This is a genomic window from Kitasatospora sp. NPDC036993, from assembly GCF_055607525.1.
Genome location: NZ_JBVJRP010000001.1, coordinates 363,699 through 379,344 on the forward strand (window position 1 = coordinate 363,699; position 15,646 = coordinate 379,344).

Annotated in this window: 12 protein-coding genes; 7 read left to right on the top strand and 5 right to left on the bottom strand. The window is 75.4% G+C overall.

Annotated elements, in window-relative coordinates:
• The first annotated feature begins 178 nt into the window (after positions 1–178).
• Entirely contained in the window at positions 179–871 is a 693-nt protein-coding gene (locus ACZ7C5_RS01730; RefSeq protein ID WP_317620028.1) for a hypothetical protein, read from the top strand.
• A 90-nt stretch (positions 872–961) separates the two neighbouring features.
• Here the strand turns inward: ACZ7C5_RS01730 and ACZ7C5_RS01735 are convergent, their stop codons facing one another.
• Entirely contained in the window at positions 962–3,727 is a 2,766-nt protein-coding gene (locus ACZ7C5_RS01735; RefSeq protein WP_470321678.1) for an ATP-binding SpoIIE family protein phosphatase, read from the bottom strand.
• 279 nt (positions 3,728–4,006) lie between these two features.
• On the opposite strand from ACZ7C5_RS01735, the gene ACZ7C5_RS01740 reads away from it, so the two are divergent.
• From ACZ7C5_RS01740 to ACZ7C5_RS01765, 6 genes are all read left to right on the top strand, one after another.
• Complete coding sequence (locus ACZ7C5_RS01740; protein WP_470321679.1) at positions 4,007–5,257, top strand: rhodanese-like domain-containing protein; 1,251 nt, start codon at positions 4,007–4,009, stop codon at positions 5,255–5,257.
• Between the two features lie 98 nt (positions 5,258–5,355).
• Positions 5,356–6,018 (top strand): DUF5819 family protein, encoded by a 663-nt coding sequence (locus tag ACZ7C5_RS01745; protein ID WP_401081285.1) that lies wholly within the window; start codon positions 5,356–5,358, stop codon positions 6,016–6,018.
• Positions 6,015–7,280, top strand: a complete 1,266-nt coding sequence (locus ACZ7C5_RS01750) for an HTTM domain-containing protein (protein WP_470321680.1) — start codon at positions 6,015–6,017, stop codon at positions 7,278–7,280. The genes ACZ7C5_RS01745 and ACZ7C5_RS01750 overlap by 4 nt, the downstream gene beginning before the upstream one ends.
• A gap of 9 nt (positions 7,281–7,289) precedes the next feature.
• Positions 7,290–9,461 carry an FUSC family protein gene (locus ACZ7C5_RS01755; protein WP_470321681.1) on the top strand — a complete coding sequence of 724 codons (2,172 nt, stop codon included), beginning with the start codon at positions 7,290–7,292 and terminating at the stop codon, positions 9,459–9,461.
• A 396-nt stretch (positions 9,462–9,857) separates the two neighbouring features.
• A complete protein-coding gene (locus tag ACZ7C5_RS01760) occupies positions 9,858–10,532 on the top strand; it encodes a TetR/AcrR family transcriptional regulator (protein ID WP_470321682.1) in 675 nt (224 codons plus the stop codon).
• Positions 10,533–10,537: 5 nt separating this feature from the next.
• Entirely contained in the window at positions 10,538–11,287 is a 750-nt protein-coding gene (locus ACZ7C5_RS01765) for a TrmH family RNA methyltransferase (RefSeq protein WP_401089286.1), read from the top strand.
• 39 nt (positions 11,288–11,326) lie between these two features.
• Here the strand turns inward: ACZ7C5_RS01765 and ACZ7C5_RS01770 are convergent, their stop codons facing one another.
• From ACZ7C5_RS01770 to ACZ7C5_RS01785, 4 genes are all read right to left on the bottom strand, one after another.
• Positions 11,327–12,670, bottom strand: a complete 1,344-nt coding sequence (locus ACZ7C5_RS01770; protein ID WP_470321683.1) for a peptidoglycan-binding protein — start codon at positions 12,668–12,670, stop codon at positions 11,327–11,329.
• A gap of 216 nt (positions 12,671–12,886) precedes the next feature.
• A complete protein-coding gene (locus ACZ7C5_RS01775; RefSeq protein ID WP_470321684.1) occupies positions 12,887–13,816 on the bottom strand; it encodes a pyridoxamine 5'-phosphate oxidase family protein in 930 nt (309 codons plus the stop codon).
• Between the two features lie 26 nt (positions 13,817–13,842).
• Positions 13,843–14,313, bottom strand: a complete 471-nt coding sequence (locus ACZ7C5_RS01780) for a VOC family protein (RefSeq protein ID WP_470321685.1) — start codon at positions 14,311–14,313, stop codon at positions 13,843–13,845.
• A gap of 256 nt (positions 14,314–14,569) precedes the next feature.
• Positions 14,570–15,577, bottom strand: a complete 1,008-nt coding sequence (locus tag ACZ7C5_RS01785) for an XRE family transcriptional regulator (RefSeq protein ID WP_401089258.1) — start codon at positions 15,575–15,577, stop codon at positions 14,570–14,572.
• Positions 15,578–15,646: the final 69 nt, after the last annotated feature.

Below are 15,646 nucleotides of genomic sequence, written 5' to 3' on the forward strand. Positions count from 1 at the left end.
ATGTGGCTCTGTCGGCGGGCTTCTAGTGTTGGAGTAGTCGAGAGTTCGGGGATTCGGAGAACCGGTTGTGATTCACAGGACCCACGCGGGGGGCGTGCGAAAGGGGCCACTGGCAATTGCCGGATCGGCCGCTGTCGCGGAGTGGGGAACGTTGTTCGCGACGGTCAGGGAATCGGTGGTGCGAAAGAAGTTCGCCGCCGTTCCGCTGGCCACCGTGGCGACGTTTCTGATCCTGCTGTTCAGCATCGTCCAGCACCTGCCGGGCGGCGAGCGTTTCGTCAACAACATCGGGGTGGTGCGGGCGGCGCTGCCGCTGGATGTCTCGCTGCTGCGGACTCCGCTCTCCCTGTACGTACCGGCGCTGGACCTTCCGGTCTGGGGGGCGCTGGCCCAGGTGTTCGTGGTCTTCGCGATCGCCGAGATCGTGCTCGGCCGACGGCTGACCCTGGTGGTCGCCTACACCTGCACCCTGGCGGGCACGCTGTTCGCCCGGGTCGGCGTGGCGATCGGGCCGCACCACCTGTTCGGCTTCCCGAAGTGGGTCGCCTACGTGCGGGACACCGGGCCGTCGGCCGCGGTGGTGGCGCTGGCGATCTGCATCGCGTTCCGCTGCCGGGCCTGGTTCACCGGCGGCCTGGTGGTGGCGGTGATGATCGGCGAGGCCGTCGTGCTGCCGAACCTGGCAGGCCTGGAACACGTGGTCGCGGTGATCACCGCGCTGCTGATCGCGGTCTCGGTCGAGGTCTTCGGGGACTTCTGGCCGAGGGTGCTGGCCGGGGTCGGCGCCGCCGCCTCGGTGGCCGCGGCCGCCTCCATGGAGGTCGCGGCGGAGGCCCGGCGGCGCCGTTCGGCGGGGGCCGTCATCCCCTGACGGGTGACGATCACGCTTCGGCGGCCGGGTACGGGTGTCCGTACCCGGCCGTTCGGCGTGCGGCGGCGTGCCGGGGCGTCCGGCCGGCGGTCAGGCGTGCGGGAGCGGGAGTTCGAACCAGACGACCTTGCCCACCGCCTTGCGGGCGGTGCCCCAGCGTTCGGCGAGCTTGGTGACCAGGGTGAGGCCGCGGCCGGTCTCGCCGAACTGCTCGGCCGGCTCCAGCGAGGGCAGGTTGTGGTTGTCGTCGCTGACCTCGACCAGCAGCTTGTCCACCCGGATCAGCTGGAGCTTCACGGTGTCCCTGGCGACCCGGACGGCGTTCGTCACCAGCTCGCTGACCAGTAGCTCGGTGGTGTCGCTGAGCGCCTCCAGGTGCCAGCCGGCCAGCTGCTCGCGGACCAGCGAGCGGGCCCGGCGGACCTCGCGGTGGTCCACCGTGAGGTCCCAGGTGGCCACCTCGGACGGGGCGACCCCGTCGAAGCGGGCCACCAGCAGGGCGACGTCGTCCTTGCGGTCGTCGGTGTGCAGCCGGCGCAGCACCTCGTCGCAGGCCTGCTCGGGGCTCTGCCGCGGGTCGATCAGGTTGCCGCAGAGCGCGGCCAGGCCGGCTCCTATGTCCCCGCCCCTGACCTCGACCAGGCCGTCGGTGCAGAGCACCAGCATCGAGCCGTCCGAGACGTCGATGGTCTTGGCGACGAACGGCACCCCGCCGACGCCGATCGGCGCGCCGGCCGGGATCTCCAGCAGTTCGCCGGTGCCGTCCGGGTGCACCAGGACGGGCGGGACGTGGCCGGCGCTGGCCAGTTCGCAGGTCCGGTTGATCGGGTCGTAGACCGCGTACAGGCAGGTCGCGAGGTGGTCGTCGCCGAGCTTGTGGGCCAGGTTGTCCAGGTGGCGCAGCAGCTGGCCGGGCGGCAGGTCCAGGGCGGCGAGGGTCTGCATGGCGGTGCGGAAGCGGCCCATCGCGGCCGCCGAGTGCAGGCCGTGGCCCATCACGTCGCCGACCACCAGGGCGACCCGGCTGCCGGGCAGCTGGATCGCGTCGAACCAGTCGCCGCCGACCTCGGCCTTGGGATCGCCCGGCAGGTAGCGGTGGGCGATCTGCACGCCGGGGATCTGCGGCGGGCGGGTCGGGATCATCGAGCGCTGCAGGGTGGTGGCGACCCTCGCCTCGGCGCGGTGCAGCCGGGCGTTGTCCAGCGACAGCGCGGCGCGGACGGCCAGCTCCTTGAGGGTCGCCGCGTCGCTCTCGTCGAAGGGGGCGCGGTCCGGCAGCCTGAGCAGCTTGAGGATGCCCAGCACGGTGCCGCGGGCTGAGAGCGGGACGACCAGCATCGAGCGGCCGGATACCACCGGGACCAGCCGGGCGCCGCCGAGCGCGATCGCGTAGTCGACCGCGACGTCCGGGCTGACCACGGGGACCAGCACCGGCTGGTTCAGTTGCAGGGCCATCCCGGGCGGGGTGCGGCGGGGCATGCTGACCAGCGAGCCCTCGGAGAGCACGTGGTCCCAGGCGCCGCCGGTCTCGTTGTAGACCAGGGCGACCCGGCGCAGCATGGTGTCGTCGTCCGGGCGGGCGGCCGGGAGTTCGGAGTCCGAGATCAGCCCGTCCACCAGGTCCACGCAGGCGAAGTCGGCGACCCGGGGGACCAGCACCTGGCAGAGCTCGTGGGCGGTGAAGCCGAGGTCCAGCGTGGTGCCGACCTTGCCGCCGACCTCGTTCAGCAGGGCCAGCTGCTCGCCGGCCTGCCCGTTGGTGAGGAACGGGCCCAGCCGTCCGCGGGAGGCGTTGTCGCCGCCCGCGGGGGCGGGGATCGGGACCGGGACGGGGACGGCGGCGGGCGGGGCCTGGCCGGGGCACAGCGGGGGGTGGCCGTTGGCGGCGGGCTCGACGGCGGACGGCTCGATGGCGACGGCTCCTGCGCTGGGTGGGGGTACCTCGGGGCCGGCGGCCGGGGGCGGGACGGGCGCGCCGCCGGCGGCCACCGGCTGGGCCACGGGGGGCCGGGCGGCGGCGGGACGCTCGGCGGGCTCGCGCTGGATTGGCAGCGGTCCGGGCGCCCGGCGGCCGGGCGCGCCCTGCTCGGGCTGCGGCGGCGGGCCGACCCTGGCGGCGCGCTGCTGGGGCGTCGGGTAGCGGCGGCCGAGGCCGGCGGCCGCCTGCGCCGTACCGGTCTGGGCCTCGGAGGGCAGCACCGGCAGCACGGTGGCCGGGTCCAGCCGCAGGGCGGGCAGCCCGCCCCGCTCCAGGGCGGCCAGCAGCGCCGGGCGGTGGGCGGCGGGCAGCAGCCGGGCCAGTGGGTCGGGCACCGGCCGGCCGGCCGGGGTGAGCGCGGGGGCCACGGTGTGGAAGCCGCCCCTGGTGCCGGGGGCGGCGGCGAAGGGGAGCAGCCGCTCGCCGAGCGCGAGCCGGGGCCCCGCGGTGCGCAGCGGCCGGGCGTCGGCGGCCAGCGCGAGCAGTCCGCCGGACGGGCCGGGCAGCGGGTAGGCCCACCAGAGCACGTCGCGCTGGTGCTCCTCGCGGTCGGTGACGGTCAGCCGGCCGATCCAGGGGCGGCCGTCGGCGGTCCGCTCGGCGAGGGTGTCGAAGGCGTCGCAGTGGCGGCGGACGGAACACCGGTCGAGCACCCGGGACTCCACGGCGGGCAGCAGTCCGGCGGCCGGCCGGTCGTGGGCGACCTCGGCGCGGTGGCCGAACAGTTCCTCGGCGGCCCGCCCCCACTGGGCGATCCGGCCGGACCGGTCGACCAGGACGGGGGCGAGCCGGACCAGGGCGGCCACGCCCGCCGGGTGGTCGCCCGGCGTGGTTCCGTCGCCCGCCTGCCGCGGTGTGGGGTTGGACTCGGCCACCATGGATCCGCTCTGCTCCCGCCTGGCCACCGCGCCCGGGGGCGGCCGTCTCTCCGGAGGAAGGCACGCTGTGTGGGTACCAGCGAAGCACGGACCGGGCCGGACCCGACACCGAAACGGGGAGATTCCTCAGGATCGGTTGCGTGTCACGCGCCGCGCGCCGGTCCGCACCCCCGGTTCATCCGGACGGGGCCGGTGGCCACGGCGGTAGGGTGGCAGGCCGGACCGCCCGTACGGGTGGTCCCGCAGGACGCAGCCGGCCGGACGAGACAGAGGCGAGAAGTGAGCGCGCAGAGCCCCGCCCGCTGGACCGACCCGGAGCAGCAGCAGCTGGAGGAGCGGGTCGCCGCCGCCGAGCTGGCCTGGCTCAGCATGGACGTGGACGTGCAGACGCTGCGGGTCGAGATCGACAACTTCGCGCTGATCCACCATCAGCTGCTCGGCCCGCTCTACGCCCGGCTGGACGAGCTGGACGCTCTGGTCGCCGAGGCCGTCGCGGCCCGCACCGGCCTGCCGGAGGACCTGCGCCGGGCCGCCGAGGCGCGTCGGCAGGTCGAGGAACTGCCGGACCTGGACGCGCTGTTCGACTCGGTGCGCGAGCAGTCCGGCCGGGACGGGGAGGCGGCCCCGCCGTCGCCCGCCGCGCCGGAACGGGTGCGGCCGGGCAAGGAGGCCCAGCGGATCTACCGCGAGCTGGTCCGCCGTGCCCACCCGGACCTGACCACGGAACCCGCCGAGCAGCAGCGCCGGGCCGCCTTCCTGGCCCGGGTCAACGAGGCCTACGCGTACGGGGACGCCGCCGCGCTGGAGGGCCTGGCCGCCGAGTGGTCCACCGCGCCGGAGGCCGCGCCCGCCGCCGACGCCCCCGACCGGTCGGACTGGCTGCGCCGCCGGCTGGACTGGCTGACCGCCAAGATCGGCGAGACCGCCACCGAGCAGGTCCGGCTGGAGCAGACCCCGATGGGCCAGTTGCTCGCCCTCGCCCCGCAGGACCCGGACCGGCTGCTGGAGCAGCTCGCCGAAGAGCTGCTGGCCAAGGCGGCCGAGCGGCAGGCCGAGCTGGAGCGGCTGTTCGGTGACGGCCCGGCTCCGGCGGACGGCCGGGCCACCGGGGCCCGCGGCCGGGCGCCGGCGGGCGACAATGACACGCATCCGACCGTCCCCCGGCCTTCGGCTGGGAGGCACCCCCATCAGGAGAGCCACACGATGTTCCCGCAGATCCCCTCCGCCGACGCCGCCGCCGTGCCCGCCGACGCCGCCCTGCTGGACGTGCGCGAGCAGGACGAGTGGGACGCCGGCCACGTGGACGGCGCGCTGCACATCCCGATCGGCGAGGTCATCGCCCGCCTCGGCGAGCTGCCGGAGGAGAAGCTGTACGTGCTCTGCCGGGTCGGCGGCCGCTCCGCGCAGGTCGTCCAGTACCTGGTGCAGCAGGGCCGGGACGCGGTGAACGTGGACGGCGGGATGCACGCCTGGCAGGGTGCGGGCCGTCCGATGGTGAGCAGCACCGGCCAGGAGGCCTTCGTCCTCTGAGGACCGGCCCGGCGCCCGTTGCCCGGTAGGGCAGGATGGGCGCGCGCGAGCGCGTCGGCAGCGGGCCGGCGGCGCCCGCGGACGGGGCGGGGGAGGGCATGACGGAGACGGCGGACCGGCCGGCCGGCGGGCGGGTCTGGTCGCGGCCCGCGCAGTCGGTCCTCGGCCTCGCCGGGGCGCTGCTGGCCGGCGGCACCGGTCTGTTCCTCGCCGCGGTGTTCCTGCACGTCGCGCCCGCCAACACGGTGTCCCGGCAGTACCGGGACGAGGTCGACGGCGTGGTGTACCCGGAGTTCGAGCAGAACTGGAAGCTGTTCGCGCCCAACCCGCTCCAGCAGAACGTGGGCGTGGACGCCCGGGTCCGCACCGTCGCGCCCGGCGGGGCGACCCGCACCCACGACTGGATCGGGCTGACCGCCCAGGACATCGCCGCGATACGGGGCAACCCGGCGCCCAGTCACGTCGAGCAGAACCTGCTGCGGCGGGCCTGGGACTTCTACGACGGCTCGCACAACCCGCAGGACGAGACGCCGAACTCCCCGCGCGGCAAGCTCGCCGAGCAGTACCTCAAGCGGATCGCGCTCCAGCGGATCGGCCGGGAGGCGGACGGCGACCGGGTCCTGGAGATCCAGTTCCGGTCGACCGCGGCCACCGTCCCGCCGCCGTCCTGGAGCGGCGAGACCGCCCCGCCGGCGCCCCGGGTGCGGGAACTGCCGTGGTGGCCGGTGGCGGACGAGGACTACCGGGGGCTGCTCGGATGAACGACGAGGCGGCGGTGCGGGCCGCGCTGCCGGACGTGGTGGGGCCGTCGGGCGGCGTGCCGCGGCAGGCGGGTGCCGGGGCGCCGGTGACGGCGCGCCGGGCGGGGGCACCGCTCGGCCGGGCGATGGAGGCCTTCACCGGACGGGCGCTCGGCCGGCACCAGGCGGCCGTGGTGCGGATCGGCTTCGGGCTGGTCTGGCTGGCCCACCTGCTGCGTGAGTGGCCCAACCGGCGGGTGCTGTACGGCGACCGCTCCCCCTGGTCGATGGATCTCGCCGAGCGGCTGCTGAACGACAGCGGGGCGTTCACCGTGCTGCCCTGGTTCGGCGGGCGGCCCTGGTTCGAACTGGTCTACCTGCTGGCGCTGCCGGCGGCCCTCGCGGTGCTGCTGGGCTGGCGGACCAGGGCGGCCACGGTGCTGTTCCTGGTCACCGTGCTGTCGCTGCAGAACCGCGACGTCTTCCTCGGCGACGGCGGCGACAACGTGGTCCACCTGATGGCGGTCTACCTGGTCTTCACCCGCTGCGCCGAGGTCTGGTCGCTGGATGCCCGCCGAGCCTCCGGCCGGGCGGCGCCCCCCGCCGGACCGCGGCCCGGGTGGACCGGGGTGGTGCTCTGGGTGGTGCTCGGGGCCGTCCTGGCGGTCTGCCAGTTCGGCGGCTTCGCCGGGGGCAGCCTGACCTGGACCGACCGGACCTTCCCGTACGTCGGCTGGTCGCCGCTGTTCTGGGGGCTCTGGGCGGTGGCCGGGCTCTGGTGGACGCTCGGCCGGCTCCGGCCGGACGGCGAGGTGCGGGCGGTGCTCGACGCGCTGGCGAACATGGTGCACAACTGCGCGATGCTGGTGATCGCCGCCGAGGTGGTGCTGATCTACGCCACGGCGGGCTGGTACAAGGTGCAGGGCTCGCGCTGGCAGGACGGCACCGCGCTGTACTACCCGCTGCACCTGGACTACTTCGCCCCCTGGCCGGGACTGTCCGCGCTGGTCGGTTCGGCGCTGCTGCCGGTCTTCCTGATCTCGTACGGGACCGTGATCCTCCAGGTGGCCTTCCCGTTCACGCTGCTCAACCGGCGGGTCAAGAACGTGCTGGTGGCCGTCATGATGCTGGAGCACGCGGGGATCGCGGTGGTGCTCGGGCTGCCGGTGTTCTCGCTGGCGATGATCGCGGCGGACGCGGTGTTCCTGCCGACCGGGGCGCTGCTGTGGGCGGCGGCGCGGCTGAGCGGGATCCGGCGGCGGTCGGCGGCCTGGGGCCCCTAGGATGTCGCTATGTCCTGGTTCGCCGCACTTCGTGACACCGCGCGGACCGGGCTCACCCTGGACCGGGCGCTCACCGACCCCAAGCGGGCGGTGCGCGGGGCGGTCGCGGTGGCGCTGGTGCTCTTCCCGACCCTCACCCTCGGCGGGCCCGCGCTCGCCACCTCGGCCGCGATGGGCGCCTTCATCGCCGGCTCGGCCACCTTCCAGCGGAGCTTCAGGCCCCGGGCCAGCCTGGCCGTCGCGGCCGGGGCCGGACTCGGCATCAGCACCTTCCTCGGCTACGTGGCCGCCGGGGTCCCCGGACTGTTCCCGGTGCTGCTCGCGGTCTGGGCCTTCGGGGCCGGACTGTCCTGGGCGATCGGGCCCACCGCCGGAGTGGTCGCCACCAACACCGTCTCGGTGATGCTGATCGTCGTACAGCTCCCGGTCAGCACGGCCACCGCGCTCGGCCACGGGCTGGTCGCCGCCCTCGGCGGGGTCGCCCAGGCCGTCGTCATCACCGTCTGGCCGATCGGGAGTTGGACCGCCCAGCGGGAGGCCCTCGCCGACACCTACGCCGAACTCGCCGACTACGCACGGCGGTTGCGGCAGGACCCGACCGCGCACGTGGACCCGGAGCCGTTCATGACGGCCCGCCACGCGGCCGCCCTCACGCCCTGGCAGGACCGGCACCGGCCGCCCGAGCTGCGCGGCCTGCGCGGCATCGCCGAGCGGATCAGGCCCACCCTCGCCGCGCTCGCCGACCCCAAGGTGGGCGCCCCCGAGGAAGGCCCAGGGCGGGACCGGGCCCGGGAGGTGCTGGCGGCCTCCGCCGAGGTCATGGACGCCCTCGCCCGGGCGGTCCGCACCGGCGACCCGGTCCGGCTCCCCCGCTCCGCGCCCTCGCTCACCCTGGTCGGCTCCGACGACGGGCCGCGGCTCCAGGGGGCGGCCAGGCGTTCCGCCCGGCGGCTCGGCGGGCTGCTGCGGAAGGCCGCGGACACCCTGGACCGCAACGACGAGGACACCATCACCACGCCCGTGGTCGGCGCCGGCGGGTCGCTGCGCAAGCCGACCATCGCCCGGATGCTGCCGGTCGCGGCGCGGGCCGTCCGGCGCCAGCTGCGGCCGCGCTCGGCGATCTTCCAGCACGCCGTCCGGCTCACCGGCGTGGTCACCGCCGCCTACCTGCTGGCCAGGCTCGTCGGGTTCCACCACGGGTACTGGGCGCCGATGACCGCCGCGATGGTGATGCGGCCGGACTTCGCCCAGACCTACAGCCGGGGCGTGGCCCGGCTGGCGGGGACGGTGGTCGGGGTCGCCGTCTCGACGCTGGTGGTGCAGCTGGCCCATCCCGGGGAGTGGGTGCTGGCCGCGCTGGCGGTGCTCTGCATCGGCGGGTCGTACCTGGCCTTCCGCACCGGGTACGCGCTGACCACCGTCGGGATCTCCACGTACGTGGTGTTCCTGCTCGGGCTGCAGGAGGGGAACCCGCTGGTGACGGCGTTCGAGCGGGTCGGGCTCACACTGCTCGGCGGGTCGATCGCGCTCGTCACGTACGCGCTGTTCCCGACCTGGCAGACCGCCAGGCTGGGCGAACGGCTCGCCGAGTGGCTGGCGGCGGCCGGACGGTACGCGGGGGCGGTGATCGCCTGCTACGAGAAGCCGGCGGCGCCGCGCGGACGGGCGGTGCGGAGCGCGCTGCTGGACTCGCGGGAGGCGCGGTCGGAGCTGCTCCAGGCGATGCAGCGGGCCGACGCGGAGCCGGGGCGGCACGAGTCGGGGCTGGCCGGGGTGAGCCGGCGGCAGATCGACCGGGCCAGGGCGGCGGTCGGGGCCCTCGGGCGGGCGGCGGTGCTGCTGGAGGCCCATCTGCCGGCGGGGGACGCGGAACCGGTGCCGGGGACGGGGGAGTACGCGGAGGAGCTGCGGCTGGCGACGGCGCTGGCGGCGGCGGCGCTGCTGACGGGGCAGCCGGTGGAGTTCGGGGCGGTGCGGGATGCGCAGGCGCGGTTGGAGGGGGAGTTGGCGGACTCGCCGGCGGGGGTGCAGCGGGATGTGGTGCGGGCGGGGGTTCGGTTGGTGGGGCAGGCTCTGCGGGATCTGGAGCGGGCTTTGCGGGGGAGCTCGGTGGGGGAGGGCTTTCGGGAGGGTGGGGTGGCGGGGTCGGCTCCGGGGGTGGCCGCTCCGGGGGCTGGGTGATTTTCGGACTGCCCTGCTCGTGGGTGCGGTGCCCGACGGCGGTGGCAGTCTGAAAATCACCCGTCACGCCCCTCTCCGGGCCACCCCTTGCGCCGCCCCCGCCCGCGGCGCGTCCCTCTCGCCGGGGAGGGAGGGAGGAAAGGGAGGGTGAGTGGGAACAGGGGGACAGGTGGGTGGGTGGGAACAGGGGGACAGGTGGGTGGGTGGGAACAGGGGGACAGGTGGGTGGGTGGGAACAGGTGGGTGGGTGGGAACAGGGGGAGGGCGCTGGGGGCAGGGGCAGGGGCAGGGGCAGGGGCTGGGGGAAGGGCGGATGTGCGGATATTCGGAGAGATTTTCTCCGAGTGGCGCGGCGCTAGCATGGGGGAGAGATTTTCTCCGGTTAGGGAGTTGTGGATGAGGGCCGACGCGGAACGCAGCCGGCGCAGGATTCTGGACGCCGCCTGCGAGGTGTTCCTGGAACGGGGGCCGGATGCCCCACTGGACGCGGTGGTCCGGCGGGCCGGGGTCGGTCCGGCCACGCTCTACCGGCGCTTCCCCGACCGGGAGGCGCTGGTCCGCGCGCTGGTCATCGACCTGCTGGGGCGGCTTGCCGGGGCGGCCGAGGAGGCGCGGGGCGTCGAGCCGGATCCGTACCTGGCGCTGCGCCGTTTCGTGCACGCCGCCGCCGATCTGCGGATGGGCGCGGCGATCGTGGTGCTGCTGGAGCGCCTGGTGGTGGACGAGGAGCTGGTCGCCGTCCGCCGGGGCGCGGTGACCGCTGTGGAGGGGCTGCTGGCGGCCGCGCGGGAGGCCGGGCGGCTGCGTCCCGACGTCGGGATGGGGGACCTGGTGCTGCTCTGCGTCCGGGTGTCCCGTCCGCTGCCGGGTGGCTTGGCGGCCCTGGACGCGGACGGCTCGCTGGTCCACCGGCACCTGGACCTCGCGCTGGCCGGTCTCGCCGCGGCCCCGGACGGCCCGCCGGGCCGGGCGCTCGGCTTCGACGAGGTGATCGCCGCCGCCGGACGTCCCGGTGAACCGGTGCCGGAGGCCGGGGACAAGGCGGCGAAGCAAGTGGAGACGGGTGCGTGAGCGGCGTGGACGACGAGCTGGTGCGGGTGTGGCGGGCGGCCGAGCGGGAGCCGGGGGCGGTGCTGCTGGACGGCTTCCACGTGCTGAAGCACGCGCTGCGGTTCGGGGGGGACGTGCGGCGGGTGCTGACCGCGGACCGGGGGGCCCTGCTGGGGTTGGCGGGTGAGCTGGCGCCGGATGTCGTTCCGGCGCTGGACGGGCTCGCGGTGGAGCTGCCGGAGGGGGTGCTGCGGACGCTGGCGCCCCGGTTGCATCCGACCGGGGTGATCGCGCTGGCCGGGCGGCCCTCCCCCGAGGCGAACCGGGCGGTGCTGGAGCGGCGGCCGCGGCGGGCGCCGGTGGTGCTGCTGGAGAATCCGCGCAACCTGGGGAACGTGGGGGCGGTGATCCGGCTGGCGGCGGGGTTCGGTGCCGCCGGGGTGGTGACCACCGGGGACCTGGACCCGTGGCACCCGACGGTGCTGCGGGGCAGCGCGGGGCTGCACTTCGCGACCGCGGTCGAGCGGCTGGGTCTCGCCGAGTTGCCCGGCGGGCCGTTGTACGTACTGGATCCGGAGGGTGCGGACATTCGGGAGGTGCCGTTCCCGGACGACGCGCTGCTGGCCTTCGGCACCGAGCGGCACGGTGTCTCGGACGAGCTCAAGGCGCGGGCCGACCGGTTGGTGGCGGTGCCGATGCGGCCGGGGGTGTCCAGCTTCAACCTGGCGACCAGCGTGGCGATGGGCCTCTTCCACTGGATGTCGGGGAAGCGCTGAGGCGCGGTGCCCCGGTGGGCACCGCGCCTCGGCGGGGTGTCAGGAGAAGAGCCGGCGCCAGGTGTCGGGGCCGGGGTAGCCGTCGGCCTCGCCGCCGCGCCAGCCCTGGGCCTGCTGGAAGGCCTGGACGGCCCTGCGGTCGCTCTCGGTCCAGCGCGCGCCGGGGCCGACGCTGTACGAGCCGCCGAAGCCCTTGCGGACCAGCTGTTCGCCGAGCTGCCGGACGTGGTCGTTGTTCTGCCCGGGGCCGAAGTACTGCGGGCCGGGGAAGGCGGGGGCCCCGGTGACGGGCGGCGGGGGCGGCAGCGGGGTGCCGCCGCCCCCGCCGTCGATGTTGCGGCCCTTGCCGTTGACCAGGTAGTCCCAGGTGTCCTTGCCGGGGATGCCGTCGGCCTCGCTGCCGCGCCAGCCCTGGGCCTGTTGGAAGGCCTGGGTGGCCCTGCGGTCGCTCTCGGTCCAGCGCGGGCCGGGGCCCGAGGTGTAGTACGCGGCGCCGCCGCGCTGCACCAGCATCTGGCCGAGCTTGGTGACGTTCGCGTTGTTTGCGCCGGGGCCGAAGCTGCCGGCGCCGGGGAAGGCGGTCGAGGAACTGCCGCCGCCGCCGTTGCCGCCGGTGGACAGGCCGGTGTAGCGGTACGGGACGTAGGAGCCGGAGTTGTTCCAGTACGCGTACGGGGTGGAGCGCTTCTTGGTGGAGGGGCCGGTCTGCTCGTAGGCGATGTACTTGGTCCGGGAGGAGTCGGCCCAGCCGCCGAAGATCGTCACGTGCGAACCGGACTGTGGGCTGGCCGGGTTGTTGTAGATGAGGATGTCGCCGGGCTGGAGGTCGTTCTTGGCGATCCGCTCGGCGAAGTTCGGCAGGGTCCAGGTGGTCTGGCTGCTGTTCAGGCCCCAGGCCATCGAGACGAAGCCGGAGCAGTCCTGGCGGTAGCCGTCCGACCAGTAGCGGCTCATGCTGTACGGCACTCCCTGGTCGACCCAGGTCTGGGCGCGCTGGATGATCTGTGCCCGGGTGAGCGGCGCCGCGGCGGCGCGCGGGGCGGCGAAGGTGCGGGCGCCCGGTGCCTGGCCGTAGAGGCCGCTGACCTCGCCCTGGGGGGTCGGGGCGGACTGGGCGGCGCTGTTCCCGCCCGGCGTGGGGCTGGGGGCGGCGGTGGCGGAACCGGCGGCGGCCGCCCCGCCGCCGATCGCGGTGCCCACGGCGGCCATCAGGACGGCGGCCCGGCGGCGGACGCTGCGGGCGGCGGCGTGGCCGCCCTCGTGGACCGGCGCGGCGTGCAGCCGTGCGCGGCGGCGGGCACTGCAGCCCCCGCATATGCAGTCCTCCGCCGGTTCGACCTCGTCGAACTCCATGAGCGGGGACAGGGGGTCTGTAAGGGTCATGCTCCGCCTCTTTCCTGCGGTCTTTCCTGGTCGTCGCCTGACGACGGGACAGGAAGGGCCTTTCCCGGACCATTCCGCGTGTTATCCGGACCAAAGTCCCAAAGCGGGCGGGGTCCCGTCACGGTGGGTTAGGCCGAACGGGTGAGACCCGTTCGGCTTCCGGGCGTGGCGGGGGCCGCCGGGAGCGGTTAGGGTCCGAACGGACCTGAGGTGCGGTCAGCGCGGAATGGCGGCCGAGTACTCGGGTCCGGTCCAGGTCAGCGGGGTGGCGTCGACCAGCTCGACCACGCCGGTGACGGCCAGTTCGACCATCCGCTCGGCGCCGGGGACGCCCTGCCGGGCCTCCTCGGACCAGTCGGTGCGGGCCTCTCCGGTGACCAGCAGTGCCCCGCCGGTCTCCCAGTCGGGCAGCAGTAGGCCGGCTCGCGGGTCCAGCTCCAGGTTCCCGAGCGTCAGGAACATGCTGTTGCCCGGGTACTCGGGCCAGCGCAGCCGGTCCGGGGCCACCGGTGCCAGGAAGCCCGGGTACCCGCCGCGGTGCGAGGCGTCCACGCTGCCGTCCGGCCCGGTGCTGGCGACGAAGAAGGTGTCCGCGGTGGCCACCGTCAGGCGCTGGGCGGTGGTCAGCGCCCGACCGGTGGCGACCGCGCGGGGCGGTCCCGCGGCCGGGCGGTCGGCCGGGGTGCGGCGCTGGATGTACTTCGGGCAGTTGGCGACCACCTCGTCGGCGTGCACCAGCAGCCCGCCCCGGCCGTCCGGGACGGAACGGCCGTTGAGCCGCATCCGGCGCCGGCCGGCCGGGTCCAGCGCGATGGTGCCGACCCGGGCCGGGCGGGCCAGCGCGCCGGCCAGTGGATCGGCCCCGGCCGGGAGGGCGGCGACCGCCATGGTCCGCTCGTCCGGTGCCGACAGGAAGCCGGCCGGGCCGGCCAGCTGGGTGGCCCAGACCCGGCCCTCCGGGTCGGCGGCGCCGACGACCAGCATCCGGCGTTCGGCCAGGAAGCGGGCGGCGACCGCGGGGACGGTGCTGCGGATCGACCGTCCCGCGTGGTCGGCCCGTTCGGTCCGGCCGGCCCGGGCCTGGGCGGCCCGCTCGCCGGGGTGGTACGGCGTGCCGGGGCCGTTCGGCGTGTCGTCGGTGGTCACGGTGGGCTCCCCCGGTTCGCGACGGCCTAGAAGAAGCCGCAGGTCGGGGCGTCGGTGGTGGGGGCGGCGGCCTCGGTCGCGTCCACCCCGGTGCGGGTGTAGACCTCAAGCCGGATGCCGTCCGGGTCGGTGAAGAAGATGCCGCCGGAGGCCGAGCCCTCGCTGTGCGGGACGACGCCGTCGTAGGCGAACCCGGCGCCCAGCTCGCGCAGCAGCCGCTCGGTGGCGCGGACCTCGTCGAGGCTCTCGACCTCGAAGGAGAGGTGGTGCAGGCCGGGAGCGGCGGTGGCGAAGGCGCCCGCGCTCTGCTGCCAGAGCGTCACCACCAGGCGGCCGTCGCGGCCGAGCAGGGCGTAGCGGCGCTCGGGGTCGGTGCCCTCGGCGGTGATCTGGAGGCCGAACACGGCCCGGTAGAAGTCGACCGAGCGGGCCAGGTCGGTGACGTTCAGACCCACGTGGCCGGTCTGGAGGGTGCGGAGCTGGGTGGTGGTGGACATGCCTGGTCACTCCCGGAGGCTTCGACGCCCGGCGAGGCCATTGCCTAACCGGTAATAGCGAGAGTAGGAGTTAGGTGATGCAGCGTCAACCGGTTCGAGGCGTCGGACCGGTCGGGTGCGGCATGCGAAAGCCGAAAGCCCCGCCGGACCGTCAGGTCGGGCGGGGCGCGGGAAGGAGGGGTTTGGGAGGCAGGGGTGTGGGAGGCGGCGAGGGAGAGGCGGGGCGGGGCGGAGGGGTGCAAGGGGGGAGCCGCTGCTACGCCCACTCCCAGCGGATGCCGATGTGGCCGGGCTGCTGGTCCGGGGCCAGGACGTGGGCGCTCGCCGAGGCGCCGATCCACAGCTGTTCGCGGCGGTGGTCGACGTCGGCGCCCGGCTCGCGGTCGTAGCGCTCGCAGTGCGCCGGGACGGCCGCCGGGTCGAAGTGCACCTGGAGCACGTACTCGCGCACCGGGGTGGCGAAGCGGCGGCTGTACTCCAGGGTCGGGCCGCCGGGCGGGATCTCCACCTCGTACTCGAAGACCGTGCTGTCGCCGAGGCCCAGCGGGCGGTCCAGCATCAGCTCGCCGACGGTCAGCCCGGCCTCAGGGCGGCGGCGCACCCGGCCCAGCCGGCCGTGCCGCACCGCGGTGATCTCCGGGCAGCCGGCCGCCTCCTCGTCGGCCATGTGCACCACCAGGCAGCGGCCGACGCCGCCGACCGTGGCGCGCACCACCTGGCGCATCCGCAGCAGGTTGCCGCGCCGCTCGGCGTCCACGTAGTAGGAGTCGTGGATGCTCAGGCGCTCCAGCTCGCCGGCCGGCGGGGCGTTCAGCTCGGCGAAGATGTTGGCGATCTCCTGCTCGCCCGGCCAGACGTCCTCCAGCCCGAGGTGGCAGGTGTTGGCCGCGGCGGCCCAGCGGCCGCGCGGGCGCGGCGGGCCGAGCAGGGAGGAGAGCGCGCTGTGCGGCAGGCCGAGCAGTTCCTCCAGCAGGTGGACGGCGCGCAGTGAGCTGGCCCGCTCGGGCTGGCTGCGGCCGCGCCGCCAGTAACTGAGGGTCGTGACGCTGACCCTGACGCCGCGCCCGGCGAGGGCGGCGCGGATGCGGTCCAGGCTGAGGCCGCTGGCCTCGATGGCCAGGTGCAGGGTGTCCGCGAAGCCGCCGACGGGGGTGAGCCGTCCCGGGGGCGGTGCGGCGGGGGCCGGGCCTGCCGGGCCGGTGTGCTCCGTGTGCGACCCGACCAGTCGCAGCCGAGCGGCGTCCTGAGGCTGCTGTGCGGCCATGCGGTGACCCTCCCCACCAGGTGAGTTCGGTGCGACCGGGCCGACGCCGGGGCGCGCCCCCAGCGGCTT

Bases quoted from the DNA above. Each gene is read 5' to 3' on its own strand.
- ACZ7C5_RS01760 (WP_470321682.1), top strand. From the start codon at position 9,858: ATGAGGGCCGACGCGGAACGCAGCCGGCGCAGGATTCTGGACGCCGCC.
- ACZ7C5_RS01745 (WP_401081285.1), top strand. From the start codon at position 5,356: ATGACGGAGACGGCGGACCGGCCGGCCGGCGGGCGGGTCTGGTCGCGG.
- ACZ7C5_RS01755 (WP_470321681.1), top strand. From the start codon at position 7,290: ATGTCCTGGTTCGCCGCACTTCGTGACACCGCGCGGACCGGGCTCACC.
- ACZ7C5_RS01770 (WP_470321683.1), bottom strand. From the start codon at position 12,670: ATGACCCTTACAGACCCCCTGTCCCCGCTCATGGAGTTCGACGAGGTC.
- ACZ7C5_RS01735 (WP_470321678.1), bottom strand. From the start codon at position 3,727: ATGGTGGCCGAGTCCAACCCCACACCGCGGCAGGCGGGCGACGGAACC.
- ACZ7C5_RS01780 (WP_470321685.1), bottom strand. From the start codon at position 14,313: ATGTCCACCACCACCCAGCTCCGCACCCTCCAGACCGGCCACGTGGGT.
- ACZ7C5_RS01750 (WP_470321680.1), top strand. From the start codon at position 6,015: ATGAACGACGAGGCGGCGGTGCGGGCCGCGCTGCCGGACGTGGTGGGG.
- ACZ7C5_RS01785 (WP_401089258.1), bottom strand. From the start codon at position 15,577: ATGGCCGCACAGCAGCCTCAGGACGCCGCTCGGCTGCGACTGGTCGGG.